Source organism: Nonomuraea sp. NPDC026600, from assembly GCF_040638335.1.
Lineage (GTDB): Bacteria > Actinomycetota > Actinomycetes > Streptosporangiales > Streptosporangiaceae > Nonomuraea.
The window spans coordinates 147389-171427 of record NZ_JBEZYD010000005.1 but is presented as its reverse complement, the minus strand read 5'-3'; the positions used below and the strand labels follow the sequence as shown (position 1 = coordinate 171427).

Annotated in this window: 29 protein-coding genes and 1 pseudogene; 18 read left to right on the top strand and 12 right to left on the bottom strand. The window is 68.2% G+C overall.

The features are described 5' to 3' along the window. Positions 1-42 precede the first annotated feature (42 nt). On the top strand, positions 43-1509 hold the full coding sequence (locus AB0F17_RS13790; RefSeq protein ID WP_358021347.1) for an MATE family efflux transporter: 1467 nt from the start codon (positions 43-45) through the stop codon (positions 1507-1509). Here the strand turns inward: AB0F17_RS13790 and gltX are convergent. Next, complete coding sequence (gene gltX, locus AB0F17_RS13785) at positions 1403-2776, bottom strand: glutamate--tRNA ligase (protein WP_358021344.1); 1374 nt, start codon at positions 2774-2776, stop codon at positions 1403-1405. The two genes, AB0F17_RS13790 and gltX, sit on opposite strands and share 107 nt — an antisense overlap. Continuing rightward, the gene (locus AB0F17_RS13780) at positions 2769-3545 is read right to left on the bottom strand and encodes a fumarylacetoacetate hydrolase family protein (protein WP_358021341.1); all 777 of its coding nucleotides are present in this window, start codon (positions 3543-3545) and stop codon (positions 2769-2771) included. The genes gltX and AB0F17_RS13780 overlap by 8 nt, the downstream gene beginning before the upstream one ends. 200 nt (positions 3546-3745) lie before the next feature. Between AB0F17_RS13780 and AB0F17_RS13775 the strand changes: the two genes are divergently transcribed. From AB0F17_RS13775 to AB0F17_RS13750, 6 genes are read left to right on the top strand one after another with little or no spacing between them, the layout of a single operon-like run. Then, the gene (locus tag AB0F17_RS13775) at positions 3746-4204 is read left to right on the top strand and encodes an Asp23/Gls24 family envelope stress response protein (protein WP_358022337.1); all 459 of its coding nucleotides are present in this window, start codon (positions 3746-3748) and stop codon (positions 4202-4204) included. Further along, positions 4201-4632 carry a hypothetical protein gene (locus tag AB0F17_RS13770; RefSeq protein WP_358021338.1) on the top strand — a complete coding sequence of 144 codons (432 nt, stop codon included), beginning with the start codon at positions 4201-4203 and terminating at the stop codon, positions 4630-4632. Before AB0F17_RS13775 ends, AB0F17_RS13770 begins: the two co-directional genes overlap by 4 nt. Beyond that, positions 4629-4817, top strand: coding sequence for a hypothetical protein (locus AB0F17_RS13765; protein ID WP_214636929.1), 189 nt, complete (start codon positions 4629-4631; stop codon positions 4815-4817). Before AB0F17_RS13770 ends, AB0F17_RS13765 begins: the two co-directional genes overlap by 4 nt. Further along, positions 4814-5281, top strand: coding sequence for an Asp23/Gls24 family envelope stress response protein (locus tag AB0F17_RS13760; protein ID WP_358021335.1), 468 nt, complete (start codon positions 4814-4816; stop codon positions 5279-5281). Before AB0F17_RS13765 ends, AB0F17_RS13760 begins: the two co-directional genes overlap by 4 nt. Next, positions 5278-5958 (top strand): DUF6286 domain-containing protein, encoded by a 681-nt coding sequence (locus tag AB0F17_RS13755; RefSeq protein ID WP_358021332.1) that lies wholly within the window; start codon positions 5278-5280, stop codon positions 5956-5958. The genes AB0F17_RS13760 and AB0F17_RS13755 overlap by 4 nt, the downstream gene beginning before the upstream one ends. Further along, positions 5955-6536: an alkaline shock response membrane anchor protein AmaP gene (locus AB0F17_RS13750; protein ID WP_358021329.1), complete on the top strand. Its 582-nt coding sequence runs from the start codon at positions 5955-5957 to the stop codon at positions 6534-6536. The genes AB0F17_RS13755 and AB0F17_RS13750 overlap by 4 nt, the downstream gene beginning before the upstream one ends. Before the next feature lie 38 nt (positions 6537-6574). Here AB0F17_RS13750 and AB0F17_RS13745 read toward each other — a convergent pair whose 3' ends face one another. Further along, on the bottom strand, positions 6575-7171 hold the full coding sequence (locus AB0F17_RS13745) for an HD domain-containing protein (RefSeq protein WP_358021326.1): 597 nt from the start codon (positions 7169-7171) through the stop codon (positions 6575-6577). Positions 7172-7310: 139 nt separating this feature from the next. On the opposite strand from AB0F17_RS13745, the gene AB0F17_RS13740 reads away from it, so the two are divergent. Then, a complete protein-coding gene (locus AB0F17_RS13740; RefSeq protein WP_358021323.1) occupies positions 7311-8942 on the top strand; it encodes a heparinase II/III family protein in 1632 nt (543 codons plus the stop codon). A gap of 8 nt (positions 8943-8950) precedes the next feature. Here the strand turns inward: AB0F17_RS13740 and cimA are convergent, their stop codons facing one another. The 3 genes from cimA to AB0F17_RS13725 all read right to left on the bottom strand — a co-directional run bounded on the left by cimA (position 8951) and on the right by AB0F17_RS13725 (position 12135). Then, on the bottom strand, positions 8951-10528 hold the full coding sequence (gene cimA / locus AB0F17_RS13735) for a citramalate synthase (protein ID WP_358021320.1): 1578 nt from the start codon (positions 10526-10528) through the stop codon (positions 8951-8953). A 232-nt stretch (positions 10529-10760) separates the two neighbouring features. After that, complete coding sequence (locus AB0F17_RS13730) at positions 10761-11411, bottom strand: thioredoxin domain-containing protein (protein WP_358021317.1); 651 nt, start codon at positions 11409-11411, stop codon at positions 10761-10763. Between the two features lie 61 nt (positions 11412-11472). After that, positions 11473-12135 carry a TetR/AcrR family transcriptional regulator gene (locus AB0F17_RS13725; RefSeq protein WP_358021315.1) on the bottom strand — a complete coding sequence of 221 codons (663 nt, stop codon included), beginning with the start codon at positions 12133-12135 and terminating at the stop codon, positions 11473-11475. A gap of 212 nt (positions 12136-12347) precedes the next feature. Between AB0F17_RS13725 and AB0F17_RS13720 the strand changes: the two genes are divergently transcribed. Next, positions 12348-12992: an O-methyltransferase gene (locus AB0F17_RS13720; RefSeq protein WP_358021313.1), complete on the top strand. Its 645-nt coding sequence runs from the start codon at positions 12348-12350 to the stop codon at positions 12990-12992. Between the two features lie 47 nt (positions 12993-13039). Here AB0F17_RS13720 and AB0F17_RS13715 read toward each other — a convergent pair whose 3' ends face one another. After that, positions 13040-13618, bottom strand: a complete 579-nt coding sequence (locus AB0F17_RS13715) for a helix-turn-helix domain-containing protein (RefSeq protein WP_358021311.1) — start codon at positions 13616-13618, stop codon at positions 13040-13042. A 109-nt stretch (positions 13619-13727) separates the two neighbouring features. On the opposite strand from AB0F17_RS13715, the gene AB0F17_RS13710 reads away from it, so the two are divergent. Beyond that, the gene (locus AB0F17_RS13710; protein ID WP_358021308.1) at positions 13728-14462 is read left to right on the top strand and encodes an SDR family oxidoreductase; all 735 of its coding nucleotides are present in this window, start codon (positions 13728-13730) and stop codon (positions 14460-14462) included. A gap of 27 nt (positions 14463-14489) precedes the next feature. Next, positions 14490-14939, top strand: a complete 450-nt coding sequence (soxR, locus tag AB0F17_RS13705; RefSeq protein ID WP_358021305.1) for a redox-sensitive transcriptional activator SoxR — start codon at positions 14490-14492, stop codon at positions 14937-14939. On the opposite strand, the gene AB0F17_RS13700 is transcribed toward soxR, so the two are convergent. Together AB0F17_RS13700 and AB0F17_RS13695 are read right to left on the bottom strand one after the other, a co-directional pair. Then, complete coding sequence (locus AB0F17_RS13700; protein ID WP_358021302.1) at positions 14940-15197, bottom strand: hypothetical protein; 258 nt, start codon at positions 15195-15197, stop codon at positions 14940-14942. Positions 15198-15252: 55 nt separating this feature from the next. Then, positions 15253-15816 carry a PadR family transcriptional regulator gene (locus AB0F17_RS13695; RefSeq protein WP_358021299.1) on the bottom strand — a complete coding sequence of 188 codons (564 nt, stop codon included), beginning with the start codon at positions 15814-15816 and terminating at the stop codon, positions 15253-15255. A gap of 165 nt (positions 15817-15981) precedes the next feature. Between AB0F17_RS13695 and AB0F17_RS13690 the strand changes: the two genes are divergently transcribed. Beyond that, on the top strand, positions 15982-16611 hold the full coding sequence (locus tag AB0F17_RS13690) for a phosphotransferase (protein ID WP_358021296.1): 630 nt from the start codon (positions 15982-15984) through the stop codon (positions 16609-16611). 52 nt (positions 16612-16663) lie between these two features. Here the strand turns inward: AB0F17_RS13690 and AB0F17_RS13685 are convergent, their stop codons facing one another. Continuing rightward, a complete protein-coding gene (locus AB0F17_RS13685; protein WP_358021293.1) occupies positions 16664-17425 on the bottom strand; it encodes a methyltransferase domain-containing protein in 762 nt (253 codons plus the stop codon). A gap of 532 nt (positions 17426-17957) precedes the next feature. On the opposite strand from AB0F17_RS13685, the gene AB0F17_RS13680 reads away from it, so the two are divergent. Further along, the gene (locus AB0F17_RS13680) at positions 17958-18350 is read left to right on the top strand and encodes a nuclear transport factor 2 family protein (protein ID WP_358021290.1); all 393 of its coding nucleotides are present in this window, start codon (positions 17958-17960) and stop codon (positions 18348-18350) included. Between the two features lie 42 nt (positions 18351-18392). On the opposite strand, the gene AB0F17_RS13675 is transcribed toward AB0F17_RS13680, so the two are convergent. After that, the gene (locus AB0F17_RS13675) at positions 18393-19022 is read right to left on the bottom strand and encodes a TetR/AcrR family transcriptional regulator (protein WP_358021287.1); all 630 of its coding nucleotides are present in this window, start codon (positions 19020-19022) and stop codon (positions 18393-18395) included. A gap of 289 nt (positions 19023-19311) precedes the next feature. On the opposite strand from AB0F17_RS13675, the gene AB0F17_RS13670 reads away from it, so the two are divergent. Continuing rightward, on the top strand, positions 19312-19629 hold the full coding sequence (locus tag AB0F17_RS13670) for a hypothetical protein (RefSeq protein WP_358021284.1): 318 nt from the start codon (positions 19312-19314) through the stop codon (positions 19627-19629). Positions 19630-19905: 276 nt separating this feature from the next. After that, a complete protein-coding gene (locus tag AB0F17_RS13665) occupies positions 19906-20304 on the top strand; it encodes a hypothetical protein (RefSeq protein WP_358021281.1) in 399 nt (132 codons plus the stop codon). A 105-nt stretch (positions 20305-20409) separates the two neighbouring features. Here AB0F17_RS13665 and AB0F17_RS13660 read toward each other — a convergent pair. Next, a pseudogene (locus tag AB0F17_RS13660) lies at positions 20410-20688 on the bottom strand (Uma2 family endonuclease); the annotation flags it as partial. Positions 20689-21067: 379 nt separating this feature from the next. Between AB0F17_RS13660 and AB0F17_RS13655 the strand changes: the two are divergent. From AB0F17_RS13655 to AB0F17_RS13645, 3 genes are all read left to right on the top strand, one after another. Continuing rightward, positions 21068-21454 carry a VOC family protein gene (locus AB0F17_RS13655; RefSeq protein ID WP_358021278.1) on the top strand — a complete coding sequence of 129 codons (387 nt, stop codon included), beginning with the start codon at positions 21068-21070 and terminating at the stop codon, positions 21452-21454. A 59-nt stretch (positions 21455-21513) separates the two neighbouring features. Continuing rightward, positions 21514-22392 carry a sigma-70 family RNA polymerase sigma factor gene (locus AB0F17_RS13650; RefSeq protein WP_358021275.1) on the top strand — a complete coding sequence of 293 codons (879 nt, stop codon included), beginning with the start codon at positions 21514-21516 and terminating at the stop codon, positions 22390-22392. A 169-nt stretch (positions 22393-22561) separates the two neighbouring features. Then, positions 22562-23743 carry a beta-propeller fold lactonase family protein gene (locus AB0F17_RS13645; protein WP_358021272.1) on the top strand — a complete coding sequence of 394 codons (1182 nt, stop codon included), beginning with the start codon at positions 22562-22564 and terminating at the stop codon, positions 23741-23743. The last annotated feature ends 296 nt before the right edge of the window (positions 23744-24039 follow it).

Below are 24039 nucleotides of genomic sequence, written 5' to 3'. Positions count from 1 at the left end.
GCTATACCTCTATTCGATGTATAACGAAGCGAGGCATAAAAGATGATCAGGCGCGCTCTCCCCGTCTACATCGAGCTGCTCACCGCTGTGGTCGCGGTCGGGGTGATCGACCTGCTCTGGGTCGCCGGCCTGGGCGAGCCGGCCATCGCGGCGGTCACCGTGTCGACCACCGTCGAATACCTGGCCTACGGCCTGTTCCTGGCCGTCCCGACAGGTGTCACCGTGCTGATCGGCCGCCGCGACGGCCGCGCGCCACTCTCCCCCGTGATCAGGACCGGCTGGCTGCTGTGGGCTGTGTTCGCGATCGCGATCGCGGTGCCCGGAGTGCTGCTCCGCGAGCCACTGGCCGCGCTCTTCGCCGGAGACTACGAGCTGACGGCCGGTTTCCTGCTGGTCTCGCTCGGCGGCCTGCCGGTGTACTTCGCCCAGACGATCGCGGACGGCATCGTCAAGGGCCTGGGCAACACACGGGTTCCCATGCGCAACGCGCTCGTCTGCAGTGCGCTGGTGGTCACCTTGGACCCGCTGTTCATCTACGGCCTCGACCTGGGCGTCCAGGGTGCCGCGCTGGCCACGGTGATCGCGCGGACCGTCACACTGGCGATCTCTCTCCGCACCTTGGTACGACTGACACCGCGCGACTCAGGCGATGGCCGGCTCGGCGGAGAGGGTGGCGACCCACTCGCGGCGGGAGGCGGTGGTCTACTCGCCAGGGAAGGCGATGGCCTGCTCGCTGGGGAGGTCTTGCGGACCGGGCTTCCCATGTCCGGAGATTTCCTGGCTCGTGCTCTTGTGGGTATGGCGCTGGTGGGGATCGTGGCCGGGTTCGGCACGGCGGAGCTGGCGGGTTACGGCGGCGGGCAGAAGGTCATGCTCGCCGGGGTGATGGTCTTCTACGCCCTGCGCCAGGCGGCGATGATCGGTGTGGCCAGGTTCGAGGCCACCGGCTCGCCACTCTGGATGGGCCTGGGCGCGGGAGCGGTGGTGGCGGTCGTGCTCAATGTGGTGGCCGTGCCCGTCGCCGGGTTGTTCGCCGCCGACGTCGGCCCCGCTGTGAGCTTCCTGCGGTGGATGCCGCTCTACCTGGTGCCCTTCGGCGGGCTGATCGCCGTGGGCGGGGTGCTCCAGGCGACCGGCCGGGGCAGCCGCCTGCTGGCGGCCACGCTGGCCGGATTCGCCGTACAACTGCCCCTGGCCTACGCGCTGAGCGCGTGGCTCGGCGTCACGGGCGTGTGGCTGTCGATGGCCGCCGGAGCGGCCATCAGCCTCGGCCTCGCGATCGGCGCCGGAGCGACAGCCGGTCCCGGAGCCCCGGCGGTCGCTTCTGATGCCTCAGCGGTCGCCTCTGGAGCTCCGGCGGCCGGCCCGAAAGCCTCGGTCGTCACCTCTGGAGCCCAGGCGGTCAGCCCTGGAGTCGGGTCAGTGCGGCGCGGATTCGCTCCTCGGTACGCTCGCGGCCCAGCACCTCGATCGACTCGAACAGCGGCAGACCCACCGTCCGGCCCGTGACGGCGACGCGCACGGGCGCCTGGGCCTTGCCGAGCTTGAGGCTGTGGGAGGTGCCGACCTGCTCCAGCGCCTCCTTGAGGGACTCGGGATCCCAGTTGACGGTCTCCAGGCGCTCCAGGTAACCGCTGAGGATCTCCACCGGGGAGTTCTTCATCCCCTTGTCCCAGGAGGCCTCGTCGAACACGGGCTCGTCCAGGAAGAGGAAGTCGACGTTCTGCCTGATCTCGGACAGCACGGCGATGCGGGTCTGCGCCAGCCCTGTGACCTTGCTGAACATCTCCCGGTCCCAGTCGTCCTCGAGGTACGGCGAGCAGCGCTCCTCGAACGTCTCGACGGGCAGGGCGCGGATGTACTCGCCGTTGAAGGCCCGCAGCTTCTTCTCGTCGAAGAAGGCGCTGGCGGAGTTGACGTCCGCCAGCTTGAACAGCGGCACCATCTCCGCCCACGGCATGATCTCGCGGTCGTCGCCGGGACCCCAGCCGAGCAGCATGAGGTAGTTGACCATGGCCTCGGCCAGGTAGCCGTCGTCGCGGTAGTCCTCCAGCGCCACCTTGTCGCGGCGCTTGGACAGCTTCTTGCGCTGCTCGTTGACGATCACCGGCAGGTGCGCCCAGACCGGCGGGTTGGCGCCGAGCGCGGGCCACAGGAGCTGCTGCTTGGCCGCGTTGCCCAGGTGCTCCTCACCGCGTACCACGTGGGTGATGCGCTGGGTGATGTCGTCGACCGCGTTGGCCAGCACGTACAGCGGCGAGCCGTCGGTGCGGGCGATGACGAAGTCCTCCTGGGCGTCGTTGGGGAACTCCACCCGGCCCCTGATGACGTCCTCGACGACGGTGACACCCTCGTCGGAGGTACGGAAGCGGACGGCGCCCTCGGTCAGACCCCGGTCACGGCAGAAACCGTCATAACCCTTGTGCTCGGAGCCGGTGCGGGCGACGAGCGTCTCGCGGGTGCAGTCGCAGAAGTACGCCTTGCCGTCGGCGAGCAGCTTGGCCACGGCCTCGCGGTGCTGCGGCTCGTAGGCCGACTGGAAGTAGGGGCCCTCGAACACCGGGTTGGTGCCGTTGATGCCGATCCAGTCGAGCGCCGAGATGATGCCCTCGGTCCACTCGGGGCGGTTGCGCGTCGCGTCGGTGTCCTCGACGCGTAGCACGAAGCGGCCGCCGGACTGTTCGGCCAGCGCCCAGTTGAACAGCGCCGTGCGGGCGCCGCCGACGTGGAACATGCCGGTAGGCGACGGGGCGAAACGCACCCGTAGATCAGTCACGGGAGACCACCTTGTTCGTCAGAGTGCCGATGCCTTCGATGCCGACGCTGACCTCGTCACCGACCTCGACCGGGCCGACGCCCGCCGGAGTGCCGGTGAGGATCACGTCGCCGGGGATCAGCGTCATGACCGCGCTGACGTAGGCGACCAGCGCGGGGATGTCGTGGATGAGCTGGTTGGTGCGGCCGCTCTGCCGCACTTCTCCGTTGACCGTCGTCGTGAGCGCCAGGTCGGAGGGGTCGAGGTCGGTCTGGATCCACGGCCCGAGCGGGCAGAAGGTGTCGAAGCCCTTGGCCCTGGTGAACTGGACGTCCTTCTTCTGCAGGTCGCGGGCGGTGACGTCGTTGGCGCAGGTGTAGCCGAAGATGACGTCCTTGGCCCGCTCGACCGGCACCTCGCGGCAGAGCCTGCCGATCACCACGGCCAGCTCGCCTTCGTAGTCGACGCGGTGAGACAGCGTCGTCGGGTAGGCGATCGGCTCGCTGTGGCCGATCACGGAGGTGGACGGCTTGATGAAGATGAGCGGCTCGTCGGGGACCTCGTTGCCCAGCTCGCGGGCGTGCTCGGCGTAGTTTCTGCCGATGGCCACCACTTTGCTGGGCAGCATCGGGGCCAGCAGCCGGACTTGGGACAGCGGGTAGCGCTCGCCGGTGAACTGAACGTCCCCGAACGGGTGGCCGGAGATCGCGGACACGAACTCCTCACCTGGGCCACCCTCGACCACGCCGAACGACACGCCTTCGCCTGTGGAGAACCTCGCTATACGCACCTGACAAGGCTATCGCCGCCGTCCCGCGCTCCGCCCGCCTAATAAATCGGTCACAAAAGCACCTAAAGTCCGTTTTGCCACGCATCGTCAGTTGACTGGAGGTTACGGGGACTTTTAAGAGCACATCGAGTGTCGGGAGGTGACGGATCGTGGCTGACACGGTAGTCAATCAGCAGGGCACCGTACCGCGGGCCAGGACGATGGAGGACAGCCCGGCCGGCTCACTGATGAGCGACAAGGGCACCACCACCATCGACGACGTGGTCGTAGCGAAGATCGCCGGGCTCTCGGCACGCGAGGTGCCGGGCGTCTACGACATGGGCGCCGGCGCCGCGAGGGCGTTCGGCACCATGCGCGGCATGGTCGGCGGTGACAAGAGTGTCGCCCAGGGCGTCTCGGTAGAGGTGGGCGAACGGCAGGCCGCCGCGGACCTCGACCTGGTCGCCGAGTACGGCATCGCGATCCCCGAACTGGCCGCGGCCGTGCGCAGGAACGTCATCAACGCGATCGAGCGCATGTGCGGGCTCGAGGTCACCGAGGTGAACATCAGGGTCGACGACGTCCACCTCCCCATGCGGGACACACCCGCGAGGGAGATCGGCGGTACGAGCGGCACGGCCGACACGGGTGGCACGGAGCGGGAGCCCAGAGTCCGATGACCGGCGCCCGGGCGAGCGGCGCTCCGCCGACCGACCCTCAGTCGACCGGTGCTCAGGTGGCCGGAGCCCAGGGGACCGAAGCGGCGGTAATAGGCGATGAGGCGGCCGGCGCTCAGGTGACCGAGGTCCGGCTGATCGGCGAGCGGGCCGTCGCCTGTGCGGGAGTGGCCGGGCTGTCAGGCGGTCTCTTCGGCGCGGTGGCGACCTATCTGCCCGGCGAGCGCCTCACGGGCGTGTCCGCGGACGAGCGCGAGGTGAACATCGCCATCGTGGCGCGACTCGACCGCCCCCTCCCCGAAACGGCCGAAGAGGTACGGCGGGCGGTGGCCGACCTGGCCGGGGACCGTCTGGTGAACATCCGGATCGACGACGTGGTGCCCGAAGACACAGTGCCGGCACCCGAGGACGCGGTGAAGGAGACCTCATGAACAAGATCTCGTGGCTGCCCGTGATCGGCATGTCGGTAGGCATGGTGCTGGGCATCGTCGGAGCATTCGGCGGGCTCGGCGCCTTCCTGCTCGTGGTCGTACTGGGCGCGGTCGGGCTCCTGGTGGGCCGCATCATGGAGGGCGGCGAGGTGAACCTGTCGAACCTCACCGTGAGGCGCAGATGACCACCGACCTGCCCGCGTCCGAGACGGCCGTCGTGGTGGTACCGGAGCAGCGCCCCGCTCCGGTACCACCCGAGCGGCGTGGCCGTACCGAGGTCGCGGCCCGCGTGGCGGGCAAGATCGCCGGCTGCGCCGCGCGTGAGGTGGCCGGGGTACGCGAGGTGAGCGAGCGCGGCGGGCTGCGCAGGACGCGCCCGGCGAGCGCCACGGTGCGTGACGACGGCGTCGAGATCGGGCTGACCGTGTCCGTGGCCTATCCGACGCCCCTGCGTGCGGTGGCCGGCCAGATCAGGAACCACGTGGCGGCCAGAGTCGCCGCGCTGACGGGCCTGCGGGTGTCACGCGTGGACGTCACGATGACCGAGTTCACGGCCCCACAAGCGCCCACGTGGGAGGTATCACGAGAGACGCCGCAGGAGGGACCGCAAGAGACCTCGCGTGAGGGACCGCGGGGGGTTTCGTCATGAGCACCGGTGCGCACCGAGCGGATGAGCCGGTGACGAGCCTCGCCGACCGGGCGACGGACGCGCCGCCGGCCGGTGAGCTTGGCCGGACGACAGACGGCCGCACAGCGACCGGCGCCTCCGGCCGGGGGGCCGATCGTGCGGCGGTGCGGGCGTTCCGGCCGCGCCGGACCGTGCCCGCCGTCGTGGTGGCCGCGCTGCTCACCGTGCTGGGCGCGGTGGTCGCCGCCGAGACGGTCTCGGCGCTGGCCGGGCGGCCGCTGGGGTGGGTACGCCTGGATCGGCTGCTGATCTGGGCGGCGTCGACTCCGTGGAATGACCCGCTGTTCCTGCTCGGCGCCGCGCTGGTCACGCTGATCGGGCTGGCGCTGGTGGTGACCGCGCTGATGCCCGGAAGGCCGCGCTTGATCCCGGTACGTACCGGAGACGCGGACCTGATCATCGGCATGCGGCGCAAGAGCTTCGCCAGGGCGCTGGCGCACGCCGCCGAAGAGGTTCCGGGCGTGCACTCGGCCCGCGCCTCGGTCCGCGGCCGTACCGCCGCCGTCACCGCCACCACCACCGGGTGGGATCGGGAGCGGTTCGGCGAGGCCGTACGGGCGATGGTGCTGTCGAGGATCGCGGCGCTGAACCCCGTCGAGCCGTACCAGGTGAAGGTCAACATGAGGGAGCGCAAGTGAACCGCAGAACCAGCCGCGGCAACCGGTGGGGCCTGGCCCTGACCGGCATCGTGCTCGCCGTACTCGGCGGCTGCGCGCTGGCGCGCGGCATGGGGGTGTTCGGGCGAAGCGCGGCGGGAACGGCGATCGCGGACCGTCCCGTGCGACTGTTCCTCGTGGCCACGAGCCCGTGGATCTGGTGGGTAGTCGCGCTGGTGGCCGTGATCGTGGCGCTGCTCGGGCTGCGCTGGCTGTTCGTTCAGGGGCGCCGCGACAGCCGCGACTCGCTGCGGATGGAGACCGGTCCCGGGGGCGTGACCGACGTCACCGCGAAGGGCATGGCCGCCGCGGTCGCGGCGGACGTCGCGACCAGTCCCGCCGTGCTGAACGCCGGGGCCGACCTGGGAGGTTCCCGCGACCGGCTGATGGTACGGCTGCGCCTGGTGGCGGACGAGCAGGCGTCGATGAGCGAGCTCAGGGACCACCTGGCGGGCGTGGCGATCCCGCACATGCGCAGCGCGCTGGAGGCGGATCGCGTACCGGCGGTGGCCCACGTGACCCTGGAACCCGCCCCGACCTCACACCGCGTCGTCCGCTGAGGCCGCTGAGGCTGAGGCCGAAGCCGCTCGCTGAAGCGTCAGGCGTCCAGCGGGTTGTTGGCGAGGCGGTCCGTGATGCCCGCCCGGACGAACCCGGCCGCGAGGCTGGACGGCTTGCGCGTGCCCTGGTCCGTCACGCAGGCCGCGAACTCCTTGGCGATCTCCAGCCGAGGGTGGCGGGCGAGCACCTCCTGCCGCAGTTCCGGGGGGATCTCCTCGGTACGGCGGCCCGAGATGTCCATGCCGGTCGAGAGCTCCAGCAGGTGCCCCTCGGGGTCCTCCGCCAGCGGCACCTCGTCCCACATGTGGCGGATGATCACCTCGGCGGCCCGTACCCTGCGCTCGACCGGCCACCCGGCTCCGGCGGCGAACGCCCAGGCCACGTGCCCGCCCGCCTCCTCGAACGGCACCGTGTGGCTGTCGAACTCCGCGGTCAGCCCGATGTCGTGCAGCATCGACGACACGTAGAGGAGTTCGGCGTCGAACGCGATCTCGTGCAGCCCCGCGTAGGCCGCCGCCCACAGGTAGGCGCGGACGGAGTGGTTGAGCAGCGAGGGCGAGTGATACCTGGTCGCCACCTCATGGGCACCCCGGCAGGCGGCGCTGTCCGGGATCACGATGTCGTCGAATCTCATGCGCCCAGGATGTCGTGAATTGACCGGTCCGGAAACCGAGCCGCATCGAGCCGCTAACGATCCGGCACCCAACTTGACCAGTTGATCGAGATTCGGTCAGCATGTTCCGCCCCCATCTTTTTGCCCGGAAGGAACCGGCGTGCGCCGCCTTGCGATCCCCCTCGCTCTCATGCTCGTTCTCAGCGGGCTGGTGAGCACAGCGCACGCCGACACGTCGGTGAAGCGCACCGCGCAGTGCCAGGGCGACTGGCTGCCCGGTACGCCCACGGCGGACGAGGTCATGCGGGGTGAGCTGCCTTTGGTCGAGCAGCCTCCGGTGAAGATCGGCACGAAGATCAACTGGGCCATGAGCCCGTACCACAACCGTTCGTGGGAGTTCGTCTTCCAGTCGCTGCGCTGGATGGGCACGCTGGTCGTCGCGTACGAGAACAGCGGCGAGGAGCGCTACCTCGACCGGGCCAAGGAGATCACCAAGGACTGGGCCGACCACAACCGGCGCGGCGCCCGCGGCACCCCGTCGTACGCCTGGAAGGACCACCCGGTCTCACTCCGTTCCCAGGCGCTGGTCTGCCTGAGCATGCACGTGAAAGACGCCTGGCTGAAGCGGACGCTGGCCGAGCACGCCAAGCTCCTGTCCGACTCGCGGCTGTACAAGAAGGGCCACAATCACGGGATCGACCAGGACATCGCGCTCATGGGCATCGGCTGCCGCTACGGCCGCAAGGACTGGACGAGCCTGGCCGTCAAGCGGCTGACCGGCACGGTCAAGCTCGACGTCGACTCCCAGGGCGCGCTCATGGAGCAGGCGCCGCGCTACGCCGTCTACGTGCACAGCAGGCTCATGGTCGCGATGACCAACATGAAGGACTGCGGCCGCAAGGTGCCCGGCGAGATCACCAAGCGGGCCGACGCGCTCAAGGCGTTCGTCGCCCACTCCACGCAGCCCAACGGCTTCATGGTGCCGATCGGCGACGGCAGCGCCGTGGTCGAGCCCAACATGGAGACCGGCACGCCCAAGGAGAAGGTCAAGGTCTACAAGGCCGGCTACGTGTACGGCCGGACGGACTGGGGCAAGCCCGAATCCGCCTTCTACTCGATCAGGTTCGGCCCCGGCCTGAAGTTCCACGGCCATGAGGACCACCTGGGCGTGACCTACTACGCGCAGGGCCGCGACATCCTGGTCGACGGCGGCTTCAACTCCTACGAGAAGAGCTCCTACCGCTACTGGACGCTCTCCCCCGAGGCGCACAACGTGCCGTCCGTGGTGGGCGGGCGCTTCCGCCCGCGCACGGCCAGCAAGCTGATCAAGTCGTCGTACGGCAAGGACCGGCAGTCCTTCCGGCTGACCGACAAGGCCTATGGCGCGAGCCGTACCCGATCGGTGCTGGTGAACCACGGCCAGGACGTGATGGCGGTGCTCGACACCGCGTCCGGCGGCAAGAAGGTGACGAACCTGTGGCGGTTCGCCCCGTCGCTCAAGGTGATCTCCAACGGCGGCGGCCGGGTCGTGCTGGGCGACGGGAAATTCAGGGTCACGCTGGTCCAGCTCGCGGGCTGCAAGCCGGTGGGCGGGCAGAAGGTGCAGCGGGGCGGGAAGCTGGGCTGGGTGTCGCCGACGTACCTGTCGAAGCTGCCGACGAACGTGGTCGTCTCCCCTGCGGCCAAGTCGCTGCTGACCGTCATCGTGCCGGACACCGATTCGCCGAAGGTGTCCTGTTCGGGAGGGAAGGTCAAGGTCCAGGGCCTGACCTTCCCCGCCGGTCTGCTCTAGCCGAGCGGCTAGCCGGCCTCGTGGCCCGCGCGGAGCAGGCCGTACGTCACCGCCTGCTCCAGCGCCTGCCAGGAGGCGTCGATGATGTTCTCGGCGACGCCGACCGTGGACCACTCGGCTGTGTCGTCGCTGGAAGTGATGAGCACGCGGGTTATGGCGTCGGTGCCGTGGGTGCCTTCGAGGATGCGCACCTTGTAGTCGATGAGCTCCAGCCTGGCCAGCTCGGGGTAGAGCTTCTCCAGCGCCAGGCGTACCGCCCGGTCGAGGGCGTTGACCGGGCCGTTGCCCTCGCCGGTGGCGACGATGCGCTCGCCCTTGGCGTGCAGCTTGACCGTGGCCTCGCTGACCAGCTCGCCGCCCTTGGCCCGCTCGACGATCACCCGCCACGACTCGACCTCGAAGTGGCGCGTGCGCTCGCCGTGGACGGTGTCACGCAGCAGCAGCTCGAAGGAGGCGTCGGCGGCCTCGAACGTGAAGCCCTTCGACTCCAGGTCCTTGACCCGGCCGACCAGCGTCTTGGTGGCTTCGGGGGTGAGTTCGTAGCCCAGCTCGCGGCCCTTGAGCTCGACCGAGGCGCGGCCGGCCATGTCGGAGACCAGCATGCGCATGTCGTTGCCGACCTGGGCGGGGTCGATGTGCTGGTAGAGGTTCGGGTCGACCTTGATGGCGCTGGCGTGCAGCCCGGCCTTGTGCGCGAACGCCGACATGCCGACGTAGGGCGCGTGGGAGTTGGGCGTGACGTTGGTGACCTCGGTGATCGCGTGGGCGATGCGCGTCATGTCGGCGAGCGACTCCTGCGGCACCAGGTCGAAGCCCCGCTTGAGCTGGAGGTTCGCGACCACGGTGAACAGGTTGGCGTTGCCGGACCGCTCGCCGTACCCGTTGGCGCAGCCCTGCACGTGCGTGGCGCCGGCCTTGACGGCGGCCAGCGTGTTGGCGACCGCGCAGCCGGTGTCGTCGTGGCAGTGGATGCCGACGCGGGCGCTGGTCTGGGCGGCGGCGTAGACGATGTCGGCCAGCTCGTCGGGGAGCATGCCGCCATTGGTGTCGCACAGGGCGATGACGGCGGCGCCCGCCTCGGCAGCGGTACGCAGAACCTCCAGCGCGTAGGCTGGGTTGGACTTGTAGCCGTCGAAGAAGTGCTCGGCGTCGAGGAAGACTCGCTGTCCCCCCGCACGAAGGTGGGAGACCGTGTCGCGGATCATCGCGAGGTTCTCCTGGAGAGTCGTGCGGAGGGCCAGCTCCACGTGCCGGTCGTGGCTCTTGGCGACAAGGGTCACGACCGGCGCGCCGGATTCGCGCAAGGCGGCCACCAACGGGTCGTCGGCTGCCTTCACACCTGCTCGGCGGGTCGCACCGAACGCGGCGAGCTGCGCGTGCTTCAGGTCGAGCTCTGTTTGAGCGCGCCTGAAGAACTCTGTGTCCTTGGGGTTGGCTCCTGGCCAGCCCCCTTCGATGAAGCCGACGCCCAGGCCGTCCAGCTGCCGCGCGACGGCGAGTTTGTCGGCGACGGTGAGGGTGAGGCCCTCCTGCTGTGCGCCGTCACGCAGCGTCGTGTCATACACGTGAAAGCGGTCGTCGGCCATGGTGTCGTCTCCCTGGAAAACAAAAAGACCCCTCACGGACGTGAGAGGTCTGCGCGCTGGCGGTGTCCCTTTGTCAGCCAGCGCGCCTGCTGATAATGAGCAGACCGTAGAACATGGTGCCTGCGAGTCTGCCACACCTATCCACTGGTCGGCACACCGGTCTCAGTCTTTGGGACGTTTTGGGGACGGCGACGCTGCTCAGACGGTGACGCTGCTCAGACGGTGACGCTGCTCAGACGGTGACGCCCAAGCCTCCGGTGATGGCCCGCTCCAGGGTTGCCGGGTCGAAGGCCTCGTTGCCCAGCAGCTCGCCGTCGAGGAGCAGGGTAGGCGTCCCCTCGATCTGTACCTTCGCGCTCTCCCGCAGGTGCTCGTCGGCGTACGACTGCGAGGTCACGCACTGGTCGACGGACGCGCCGACCTTCCTGGCCGCCTCGGCCAGGTCCTGCACGCCGAACCCTGACGCCAGCCCGTGCGGCGAGGGCTGCATGGCGTACAGCTCATCCCTGAACGCCAGCCAGCTCTCCTCCGGCACGCAGCGGGCGGCGGCCGCGGCGCGGACGGAGTTGGACCGCATGGGCTCGTCCTCGAAGACCGTCACCGGATGGAAGACGACCTTGACCTTGCCCTCCTTGGCCAGCCGCTCGATCGTCGCGTTGACCCTGGTGTGCAGCTCCTTGCAGACAGGACAGTCGAAGTCCTCGAAGAGGTCGAGCACAGGGGCGTCTCCGCCCCTGTCCGCGAGCACCATGGAACCGTCGGGTTGCCGGGTCAGCCGCACTCCCTGTGCCACCGACCTGCCTGGCTCGGAGAACGCCACGACAGTCAGCAGCACAACGAGCGTCGTGCCCGCGGCCACGACGGCCGCCAACCTCTTGTTCATTTGCCCGCCCTTAGCTCATTGATCGCCGAGACCTTACCCGAAGAGAGCGGGCGGGCATCATTCAGCCTCCGGGCGAGCCGTTGCCGTTGCCGTTGTGATGGTGGTTGCCGTTTCCGTTCCCGTTGCCGTTGCCGTTACTGCCGTTGCCGTTGCCGTACGCGCGCATGAACGTGCGGACCCCGGCGGCGATGGAGGCGTCGAGTTCGTCGTCTCGCATCGTCGCGTCACCGATGGTCCAGCCGACCTGGGCGTCATACGTGATCAACGCCAGGAAGTCACGCGCCGCCTGGTCAGGGTCGACCATGGAGAGCTTTCCGGCCAGCGCCAGCCTGGCGAACCTGGCGGCCAGGGACCCTGCGAGCTGGTCCTGGCCACGTTGCCGCCACTGCCTGGCGATCTCGGGACGCCGGGATCCCTCTGCCTGGACGAGTGTGCGTAAGGCTCGCGCCCGCTCGTCCATGAGACAGCCACGCATGAGATCCCCGGCGAACGCCGTCAGCTCCGCCATGAGGTTCGCCGGACGATCGGGAAAAGTCTCGATCATGGCGAATTGCTGGGCATTGACCTGATCGAAGTTCTCGTCGATCAGGGACTCGAACAAGCGCTGCTTGTCGCCCAGATGGTTGTAGATGGTCTGTTTGGATACCGCCGCTTCAGCGGCGATGGTTTCGATGCTCGCACCCGAGTAACCGTCCCGGACGAACACCCTCATTGCAGCGGTCATGATCGCTTCTCGTTTGGCGATACGCCCGCGCGGAGCAGCCTTCCCGGTCGCCCCTAGGCCCCTCGCCCTGGTCGCCGTTTCACCCACCCCGCAAGGGTACCCGTTTGACTTATCGGACGTTTTATGTCTTTAAACATCGGGGATTATGTATTTCCGCATTGCGGCCGGCCGACCGGCCTGAGCCGCTCCGATGCCCGTTGGGAATAAGAATCATGAAATCTGAATTTCTCGACCCCGCCGTGGCCCGCTACATCGTTGACCACTCCAGCCACCCCGACCCCCTGCTGGAGCAACTGATCGCCGAGACGCTCGCGGCGACGGGCGACAGCGCGGGCATGCAGATCACGGCCGACCAGGGTGTGTTCCTCACGATGATCACCCAGCTCACCGCGCCGGAGGTGGCGGTCGAGGTGGGTACGTTCACCGGATACTCGTCGCTGTCCATCGCCAGAGGCCTGTCCGGCGGCAAGCTGCACTGCTTCGACGTCAGCGACGAGTGGACGTCCATTGCCCGCCGCTACTGGGAGAAGGCCGGCGTGGCCGACCGCATCACCCTGACCCTGGGTCCGGCGCTGGAGACGCTCGCCGCCTTCCAGCAGCCCATCGACCTGGCCTTCCTCGACGCCGACAAGGGGAACTACCCGGCGTACTACGAGCTGCTGATCGACCGGCTGCGGCCGGGCGGCCTGCTCATGGTGGACAACACGCTGTGGAGCGGGCGGGTGGCCGACCCGGCCGCGTCGGATCCGGGGACCGTGGGGATGCGGGAGTTCAACGACCTGGTGCGGGAGGACCCCCGGGTCACCGTGGTCATCCTGCCGATCGCCGACGGACTCACCCTGATCCGCCGGAACTAGGAGTCGTTCCAGGCGCGGCCGGAGGCGTCCGGCCGCGGGCGGGGCCATCAGCTTTCGGGGAGCCGCATCAGCCCGTCCAGGGTGAGGTCGAGGAGGCGTTCGGCCTGCTCTCGCTGCTCGGGCTCCGCCGAGGTGAGGGCGATGCCGGCGAGCGCGGCGAACATGTCGCTCGCGCTGATGTCGGACCGGATCTCGCCGGCGGCCACGCAGGCGTCCATGAGCGAGGTGAGGGCGGCCTGAATCAGCTCGCGGCTGCGGGCGTAGGGGTTGGTTCCCGAGGCGACGACGGCTCGCAGGGCGTCGGCCATACCCAGCTTGGCGGCGGCGTAATCGATGAAGCGGCGCGTCCAGGCGCGTAGCGCCGCACGTGGCGGCATGGTCGCCAGGAGCTCGGGGACGGCGTCGCACAGCCGGGCCACTTCGTTGCGGTAGGCCGCCTCGATCAGGATCTCCCGGGTCGGGAAGTTGCGATAGAGCGTGCCGGTTCCCACGCCCGCTTCCTTGGCGATGCGCTCGAAGTGCGCGTCCAGCCCCTCTTCGGTGAACACACGCACCGCGGTGACCAGGATCTTGTCCCGGTTGCGCTGGGCGTCAGCCCTCAGCGGACGTTCTGCGTCTCGGGCCATCAGCCGCTCTCCCCCTGTTTGCTAAGTGGAGGCGCCGCCACTTAGGGTGGGACGAAGTGGCGGCGCCTCCACTTTCACTGTAGGACACTTTCTGGAAGGACCGCCCATCATGTCGGGTATCGAAGGCAAGGTCGTGGCGATCACAGGCGCCGGCAGCGGCATCGGCGAGGCGACCGCGCTGCTGCTCGCCGAGCGCGGCGCGAAAGTCGTCCTCGGGGCACGCCGTACGGAGCGTCTTGAGGCGCTGGCCGCCCGCATCGAAAAGGCTGGCGGTGAAGCCGCCTGGGCTCACACGGACGTGAAGCGACGCGAGGACCTGGCCGGCCTCGTCGGGCTGGCCCGTGAACGCTTCGGCAAGATCGATGTCCTCATCGGCAATGCCGGGATCGGCTTGATCTCCCCTCTGGACGACCTCCGCGTCGAGGACTGGGAGGAGATGATCGACGTCAACCTCAAAGGCGTCCTGTACGGCATCGCCGCGGCCCTGCCCGTCTTCCGGGAACAGGGTTTCGGGCACTTCATCAACATCCTGTCCACCTCGGGCCTGCGCATCGTTCCGCTCCAGCCGGTGTACGCCGGGACGAAGAACGCCGTACGCACCATCTCCGAGGGCCTGCGCCAGGAGGCCGGTGACAGCCTGCGCGTGACCGTCGTCTCGCCGGGCATCGTCAGGACGGACTTCGCCGAGCACATGAGTCCGGAGGTGAAGGCCCAGATCTCCGACCAGATGACCAAGATCGCGATCTCACCGGACGCGGTGGCCCGCGCCGTCGCCTTCGCCATCGAGCAGCCGGACGGCGTCGATGTGGGGGACATCGTCGTCCGCCCCACAGCCCAGAACTAGGCCTATACCTCGGGCTAGGCTCGGAGCGTGCCCGAAGCGATCGCCAAGGAACTGACCATCGGTGAGCTGTCCGAGCGCAGCGGCGTACCCGCCTCCGCGCTGCGCTTCTACGAGCGGCAGGGGCTCATCGACAGCCGCCGGACCACCGGCAACCAGCGTCGCTATCACCGCACCACGCTGCGGCGGGTGGCGTTCATCCGGGCGTCCCAGAGCGTCGGCATACCGCTGTCGGTGATCGGCGGCGTGCTGGACCTGCTGCCGGAGGGCGTCCAGCCGACCCGGGAGTTCTGGATCCGGGCGTCGGAGTGCTGGAGCGAGGAGATCAACCTGCGCATCGAGCGGATGGAACGGATGCGCGACCGGTTCACGGAGTGCATCGGGTGCGGGTGCCTGTCGTTCGAGCAGTGCGCCCTGGTCAATCCCGGCGACGCCCTCGCCCAGCAGGGCCCGGGCCCGCGCCGCCTGCTGGAGCCTTGATCAAGCGCTCGACGGGATGCCAAGCTCGGCGAGCAGGCGGGCGGTGCTCTCGTGCAGCTTGCGCGCGTCGGCCGGATCGACCGGCCGGGTGATCTCCTTGCGGCCCTTGAAGGCGCTCACCGGCGAAGCGGGCGGCTGGTCGACCAAGCCGACGATGGGCGCGATCGCCTTGGCGGGCGGAGCGGCGGCCAGCTTTCCCAGCAGGCCCATGATCGCCCTGGTCGGCCGGTTGAAGTCCCCCGCGAAGCCGGTCGCCACGTACCCCATCGGTAAGGCGCTTTTCGTAGCCGTGGCAGAGCCGCGTTCGGGGGCTTCAGGTGGTGGCGGTTGAGCGCTGCTTCAGTACGGCCAGGGCCCACTCGCCCCACCGGTGGTTCTCGCGTTCGAAGGCCAGGCCGCGCATCAGGGTCAGATAAGGGCCGATGCGGTCGGCATCCGCCAGGTACTCCTCCTCGCTGCGGCCGTTCAGCAACCGGGCGCGTAGCCGTTCGTATCGAGCGATCTTGGCTTCGGCCCAGTCCATGCGTTCCCCGATGGCGGCCCGCACGGCCTCGGCGTCGCCGGCGTCCACAGCTTGGACCTTGACCATCAGCTCGTCGCGGATCGCGCCCGGGCGGGGTGGCGTGGCGGTGAATTCGCGCAGCACACGGTGTCCGGTCTCGGTCAGCGAGAACAGTCGCTTGTTGGGGCGGCGTTCCTGCTCGACGACACGTGCCTGGACCAGGCCGTCGGCCCGCATCCTGTCCAGCTCCCGGTACAGCTGCTGGGGTGTGGCCATCCAGAAGTTGGCCACCGACGCGTCGAACCCCTTGGCCAGGTCGTATCCGGACGCTTCGCCCTCCAGGAGCGCGACCATCACCGCGTGACGCAACGACATCTGACAACGATATCGCCGGATTGATTAACCATCCCGGTTCCTAATCAACGATGCGACTATCGACGCCTACTTGTCCTGGGGTGCCGTCAAGATCGGCAGCAACCGCGAGACCACGCCCCGACCTTGGCGCATCTGCCGCCGAACGGAAGCACGTAGGCTGGCGGGATGATCTACGTCAAGACGCCCCTTACCCGTGAGATCCGCGAAGCCGTGGCTCTGACCTGGGGCGTCACGGGAGAGGGTGAGCGGTTGCACGGCGGAGAGGAATCCGCCGCCTACCGCCTCGACGGGCACGTCATCCGCCCCGGCCCGCGCCCGGTGCCCGCCTTCCAGGAGTCCGGCCTGTACGGCGATCCGCCCCAGGACGCCGCCGAGCTGGACGACCCCGACCTGGACCGCTGGCTGGCCGCCTTCCACGCTGAGCACCCCATGCGTCACCCCCTGCACGGCGACTACTACACCGGCAACACGCTGGCCAGGGACGGCCGGATAGTGGCGGTTCTCGATTGGGACGAGACCTTCGTCGGCGCCCCTGAGCTGGAGCTGGCCGCCGCCGCCCTGGAATGGGGCGACGACCTGGCCGGGCCGAGCGAGGAGTTCGTGGCTGCTTACCACCAGGCGGGCGGCACGGCCGCCCGCCTGGACGAGGAGTCGCTCGCTCAGCTCGTCAGGCACAAGCTCCGCAGGGAGCATGCCTACTTCCACAAGGCCGTCCGCTCGGGGGTGACGCACGACGAGGCGGACGTCGAATACCACCGCGCCCGGGTAGAGCTGTTCCACGGACTGCGCCCCTGAGGGAGCCTGTGGGCATCGTCATCGGCATGACGAACGTACTGATCGTCGGCTGTCAGCGCAGAACCAGGAGGTCAAGCCAATTGGCTCTGGGTTCCGGGCTGGGTGTCCGCTCGGCGTCCTGCACAGCGCGGCGGAGTTGTTCCTTGCCCCGCTGGAACTCCTCCTCCGTGAGGCCGCGCATGATGGTGGCGGAGCGGCGGAAGACATCCACCTGGGCGAGGAACTCGGCAAGGCTGAACATTGTCTCGGGGACCGGCTCAAGCGCGTCGCGGCGGAATCCCGCGGAGGTGAACGCCTGGCACGTCTGCTCAAGGGAGGGAAAGGTATCGGTCGTCCGGACGGTCTCGGGAAAGAACTCCCAGGGAAAGGTGCGCGTCATATAGGGCCTGTCCGGATATCCCTGCCGGATCAGAACGGGAGCGCCCGGGCGCAGAACGCGGCGGATTTCTCGCGCGGCGGCTTCCATGTCGGGGATGTGGTGGATCATGAGGGACATCCAGGCGCCGTCCACCGAGCCGTCCGGGAACGGGAGTGCGCCGGCGTCGCCCTCCACCACCTGGATGCCCGGGCGGCGCGGAATCTGGGCCCGCATCGCCGCCGACGGTTCGACCGCGAGGACGCTGAGGCCGAACCAGTCGCTGAAGGCGGTGGAGAACGCGCCGGTCCCCGCGCCGATGTCGGCCACGGTCATCCCGGGCGACGGGCTGAGGTGACGTCGTATCGCTTCACGCCATTCTTCGAGCCCGTCTCGGGGAATCTCACGGACCGCCTTGTACGCTGCCGCGGTCTGGTCGTCGTAGGCGATTCTGGCCATGTCGCGCCTCCTGATTCACACTGCTTCGAGATCGCGCCGCTAGGTTGTCATTCGACTCGCGGTACTGCGGCCCGCTTCTGCCGTATTCCGGTGGCACCCGTAGATCCGTCAATTAGCCCTTTGGGTCTGCCTCTCCACTGCGGCGGACGATCGTGTGCTCTCCCTCCCAGGACGATCCGCCAGGCACAAGTCGTCGATGATGTCGGCGACCGGGGCGAAACAGTCGGGGGCTCCTGGACCGCCGTGCACCATGACCACGGGAAATCTCCGCGGAATCACCGAGCCCGCGGTCCACGTACGAAGCTGCGCACCATCGTCCAACTCGATCATGGTCGCGGTCATGGACGTGAGTGTAATGCGATCAAGGTCCAATAAGAAGATCCCTAACGGACACTCGCCGGGCTGGGAGTGGGAAGCTGTTTCCCGAGGTCATGGCCTATATGGCGGGTGACGGCACCCTGTTCTCTGGACGACGTTGCACGTTGGAGCTACTGTCAAGCGCGTATAGTCAACTAATTGAGTAGGGGTAGGCATGCATGCGTTCCGTCAGGCCGTCGAGGCCCATGACATGGCGGCGATCGAGGCACTGCTCGCCGAGAACATCGTGTTCACCAGCCCGGTCGCGTACCAGCCGTATCCGGGCAAGGCGCTCACGGCGGCGATCCTCCGTGGCGTCTCGCGGGTGTTCGAGGACTTCCACTACGTCCGGGAGATCGCCGACGCGGACGGCCGTGACCTCGCGCTGGTGTTCCGGGCGACGGTGAACGGCAAGCAGGTCCACGGCTGCGACTTCCTGCACTTCGACGACGACGGCCTCATCGACGACCTGACCGTCATGGTGCGGCCGCTGTCGGGGGCGAACGCGCTGGCCGAGGCGATGGGCGCGCAGTTCGAGCAGATCAAGCAAGAGGCGTTCGGCGGTTGAAGCCACCGCCGCTGACCTGATCTCCCAGAACGGACACTTCGCTCAGGTGGCGCCGATACAACTGGCCAGGAGGGTGTCGATGAGAGTGTCCAGGGGAGGCCATGGAACGTAAGGGCGGGCCGCTCGCAGCGTGATGATCCCGTGGAGGGCGGCCCACAGGCACAGCGTCGCCGCGTAGGGGTCGGTGCGGGGCATGCGGCCGGCCTCGATGCAGTCCTTGATGACTTCATGGACGGACTCGATGGCGGCGGCGCCGGGTCGCTGGTCGTCGGAGATCGCGCGGGGCAGTTCGGGCACGCTGGGCACCGTGAACATCACGCGATAGACGTCAGGGTGATCGTCGGCGAACTCGCAATAGGCCGCCGCAGCCGCGCGCAGCCGGGCCACGGGGTCGGTATGCCGGGCGATGGCCTGGTCGATGTGGTGGATCAGCTCGACGAAGTGCCGCTGATAGACGGCCAGCAGCAGCGACATCTTGTCCGGGAAGTGTAGATAGACGCTGGTCGCGGCGATCCCGACCTCTCGGGCGACAGCCCGCAAGGACAGCGATTCGTGAGTGGCGCCGTCCTCCAGCAGGCGGTTGGCCGCAGTGATCAGATCCTGCCGTAGGCGGTCGCCCGCACCTCGCGGATTACGGGTGTGGCGTGGGGTGCTATCGGGTCGCGATGTCATCGCTGTTTCTCCATCTGCGCGATCGTTTGGACACCTGTCGAGAAGTCTTCCGAAGACCTCTTGACGCATGCCCAGTCCTCGCTAACACTACATATAAGGCAACAACGTTGCGCTACATGTTGCCTAACATGATAGGCCATCAGGGGACTGAAGCGCAGCAGGTGAGCCGGGACGGGCCGGGGTAGCGTCCGCCCCCTCGCCTGCCGAGCGACCCAGAACCTCGTGCCTGTCCACATCCATCAAGTCCGCGTTTCCACCAGGAAACCAACAGGAAGAGAAGGTGATCAACATGGCTGACAGATCAGTGTGGGGCTGTGTCGGCAGCAACGGCTCGACGATCTACTCGGGGACCGGCTTCAAGGTGGACCGTGTTGGTACGGGTGTCTACACGGTCCTGTTCGACGTGGCGTTCCCGCAGTGGCCGTCCGTCGTCGCGACACAGATGTACCCCGGCAACATGAGCAGCACCGGCGGAGACACGCGGGACAACGCCGTCGTCATCGCCATCTCCACGGACCGCTTCCGCGTCACCACCGGTGGCAGTGACGGCAAGCAGGCGGACCGGGACTTCTCGTTCATCGCGATGGGCCCGGCGCCGGCCGCGTAGGCGCTCAGCGAACCTGCCGGTTGTCCTCCCTCAGCCTGAGCGGGGGGCAACCGGCCTCGCCGCGCAAGGGACGTCTGTGGCGACAGACCGTTGTCGCGATTCTGGCCGGCCACCGACCGGCGGTCTGATGATCAGGCGTAGGTGCCGTGCAGTACAGCGACCACGTGAGCCGTATCGGCGCGGCACGAGAGCTGTCGACCCACGGCCGCAGCTCGAGATACTCGATTGTTTAGGGGAGACACTCCGCATATGCCCGCCACACGGCAGAATGATCGTGTGACGGATGCGATCCAGGCCGAGCGCATGCCGGCCGCCATGCGAGCCGCCAGGTTCATCATGACCCTCGAGGTGGCCTTCAGTCTCGTGGGGCTCGCCATCATGATCGGCACTGCCGCCGCATTTGCCTTCAGCGGCCCGTTCCTCCTGATGCCCCTCTACAGCGCCGTGATCACTGCGCTCATGGGTTGGCTATTATCCCGCTGGTCTTCCCGAAGGAAGCCGGTGCGCTGGGGCACCATCGCCGTCGAAGTGGTCGCCGCCGGTGGTTACCTCATCATGACCGCGATCGACGGCGACCTCAGCTGGATCAAGCTGATCGCCCCCAGCACGCTCTTCCCGCTGGCGGTTGTCGTCATGCTGCTCACGCCTTCGGCAACACGCTGGTTCGACCGCTGACATGGTGGACCACGCGCTCACCGGCGCATGGTCGGTAATCTCCGCGAGACTCGCACCTTGACGTCTCCGAGAGACCGGGCCCTTGAAGGGATCATGTGGGCTTGCTCAGAACTGCAGTTCTGACCAGTCGATCACCATAGGGATCGGGTTGCTGACGCTGGGAACGTCGCCGGACTCGTCCTTCATGAAGGTGCCGATGTGCTTGTAAAGCATCGATGCCCGATCCAGCCGGTACCGTTCGATGATCGACACACCGGCGCGATCGAGCCGGACGATCCAGTAGTGCGGAATGCCGGCCTTGGCATACTCCCCGAGTTTGTCGGTCGTGTCCTGCGTCTCGGAGCCGGGAGAAACGATCTCCACGACGAGCAGCGCGTGCTCGGCACGGAGCCGTTCGTCCCGCTGGCGGGCGGTGAACGCCCCTCAACTCGTGGCCCTGCGCCGGTGCCAAGTTCAAGGGCGGCAAGTTCGTCGAACGACCGGCCGACGAGGCCCAACCAGAGGCCGCCTGAAGGTCTTGGTCCTGGCGACTTCACGATTTCTCGCCGATACCCGTGACAGCGTGCGCCCCACGGGATGCGACTCACGACCTGCCGGTACGCGACTGTCTTCAGGCAGGCCGGCGCTCTTCGAAGCCTTCAGGCGGCGTCCATTCGATACCTTCAGGCGCCGGCACCCGTCATACAGGCGACGGCCGCGTATGCAACCGGCCGTAGGACCAACACATGGATGGGAGACCAGGGTGCTGACGAACATTATGTACGTGACGGTCTATGTCACCGATCAGGACCGTGCGCTGGAGTTCTACACCGAAGGGCTCGGCCTGGAGAAGCGCATCGACTACCCGGGGCCGGAAGGACGCTTCCTCACTGTGGGCGTTGCCGGCAGTCCGGTCGAGATCATCCTCTGGTCGCATGAGCCGGCCGTGGGGCAACCGATCGACAAGCGGCCGGGCCTCGACCCCGGTCCGCTCTTCCTCGAGTCGGACGACCTGAGGAAGGACTTCGAGGTACTTCGCCAACGAGGCGTGACCTTCGATCGGCCCGAACCGGAGGACTACCCGTTCGGCGTTCGCATCGAGGCAGTGGATCCAGACGGCAACCGGATCTCGCTCCGCCAGCAGCGCCGCCCAAACCGTGCTGATGGCTGACCGCCCGTAGAGGGCGCGACGATAACCCATGAGCAAGCAGATCCGAGGACGATGACAAGATGACCGACAACAGCCGGACAGACCTGGTGGCCGAGGCGTTCGAGGCCCAGCGCGACCGGCTGCGCGCGGTCGCCTACCGCGTGCTCGGATCGCACGCCGACGCCGAGGACGTAGTCCAGGAGGCCTGGATGCGGCTCGCCCGCCAGGACGCGACGACCATCGACAACCTGGCGGGCTGGCTGACCACGGTGGTCGGCAGGATCAGCCTGGATGTCCTGCGGTCACGCCAGACCCGCCCCGAGGCGGCCTACGGCGACGGGCTTCCTGGGCTCTTGGTAACGGTCGACGACGGCGCTGAACCCGAGGAACACGTGGCGCTCGCCGACGCGGTGGGGCTCGCGCTGCTCGTCGTCCTGGACTCGCTCGGGCCGAGCGAGCGGCTGGCGTTCGTGCTGCACGACCTGTTCGCGGTGCCGTTCGCCGAGATCGGCCAGATCCTCGGCAAGTCCGCCGACGCCACCAAGATGATCGCCAGCCGCGCCCGCAAGAAGGTACAGGCGACCGAACGGCCGACGGTCGTCGCACGAGAACAACGAGAAGTCATCCAAGCCTTCCGCGCGGCAGCCCAGGGCGGCGATTTCGAAGCGCTGCTGCGCGTACTCGACCCGGACGTGAAGCTGACCGTCGACATCCCCGATGGGGTGGTCGTCACCCTCGGCGCCACCGCGGTCGCCGCCGGCGCGCGGATGGTCTCCAGCCAAGTCGCACGACATCAGGCGGTGCTCGTCAACGGCCTTCCCGGGTACGTCTCCTGGCGCGAGGACGGAACCCCACTCTCCATCATCTCGTTCACGGTCACCGACGACCGGATCACCGCCATCGCGATCGTGGCCGATCCCGCCAAGCTTGAATCGCTGCGCCTGCCGAACCCTGCGTGAGCCACCCTCACGAAGTAACGGTGCGAAAAACCGGCAGACCACGGGCCACCACCGACGCCTGAGCGGTAGTGGGCGTCGAACCAACTCCGCAGGGACAGATGGAACGGGATGGCACGCCCATCAGGTGTAGGCCCATCGATCAAGATCCCTGAATCCTGAGGAGTCAGTCGTGTCACCCGTGTCCATCCGGTTGTCCACGCGAGTAGGCGGTGCCGTCCTTGCCGCCGCGCTGCTCGCCGTCCCCTTCCCTGCCCCTGTCCAAGCCGCCGCGGGACCAGTCTTGCCGCCGTCCGGCGGCGTGGTCTACGTCACGAACGCGGGCTCCGGCAATGTCTCCTCCCTGGCGATCGGCCCGAGGGCCACCCTCACGCTCCTCGACAAGCCTGTCTCCACCGGCGGCGAGACCCCCCGGGGCATCGCCCTCACCCCGGACGGGGCCACCGCGTACGTCGTCAACAGCGACTCCGACACGCTCTCGGTGTTCCGTGTGGGGGCGCGGGGCGCGCTCCAGCCGGACCCGCGGATCGTCAAGACCGGCGACGAGCCGTGGGGGGCGACCATCTCCCCGAACGGGCGCACCCTGTACGTGACCAACACCGCCGACGCGACGATCTCGGCGTACCGGATCGGCCCGGACGGGACACCCACCAAACTCGGCGACTTCAAGACCACCTCAGACCATCCCAAACAGACAGTGCTGTCTCCCGACGGGCGCTTCCTCTACCTCTCGTACGCCGACACGGACGAGACCGCCGACAGCCCGCCGCGGGTCATCACCAGATTCGCCGTGCGCTTCGACGGCACGCTCGGACCCGCGCAGGACGTGGCGAAGGTCGGGCCGGCCAACTACGGGATCGCGATCAGCCCGGACGGCGCCTTCGTGTATGTGACCTCGGTGGAGCCGCAGAACGTGTGGGGGTTCCGGCGCGGCGCGGACGGCTCGCTGACCCCCGTGCCCGGATCGCCGTTCCCCGCAGCCGAATTCCCGGTCGGCCTCAAGGTCACGCCCGACGGGCAGCACCTGTACGTCGTCGGCAACGACTCCGACACCGACTCGCCCCCCGGCGGCCTGCTCGGCTTCACGATCCTCGCGAACGGCTCGCTCAGGCCAACCGCCGACTCCCCCGCCCCCACTCCTGACCACGCCGAGGTCGCGGCGGTCGCGATCACACCGGACGGCCGGGACGTCTTCGCCGCCATCCGGGACACCAACGAGGTGGCCGCGTTCGAGATCGGATCCGGCGGCACGCTGAAGGAGGCCCCGAAATCACCGTTCCTTACGGGTGGGGAGAGCCCGCGGAGCCAATCCATCGCCGTACGCCCGGCCCCCGCACCCACCACCCCACGGTAAGGAGCATCCTGGACTCAGTGCCCGTCGCGGGTGCCCTGGCGGCGTACGACCACCCTTCCGGTAACAACAGCGGCGTCAGAGCCCTGCCGCACCGGAAGGTTGGATGCCCGTCGTACGCCCCTTGTCCGAGCATCACGAGGCCATGATCCTGCGGGAAATGATCATCCTCATGGGGCAGCGACTCGCGCGCTCAGGCCGCGCGGATAGGCGCGATGGAAGCCCCAGAGGCAAGGCAGGCGCAGGTCATGGCGATCGTGGAGTTGCCACGCTCTGTGATCAGAAGAGAGGCCTGTCCC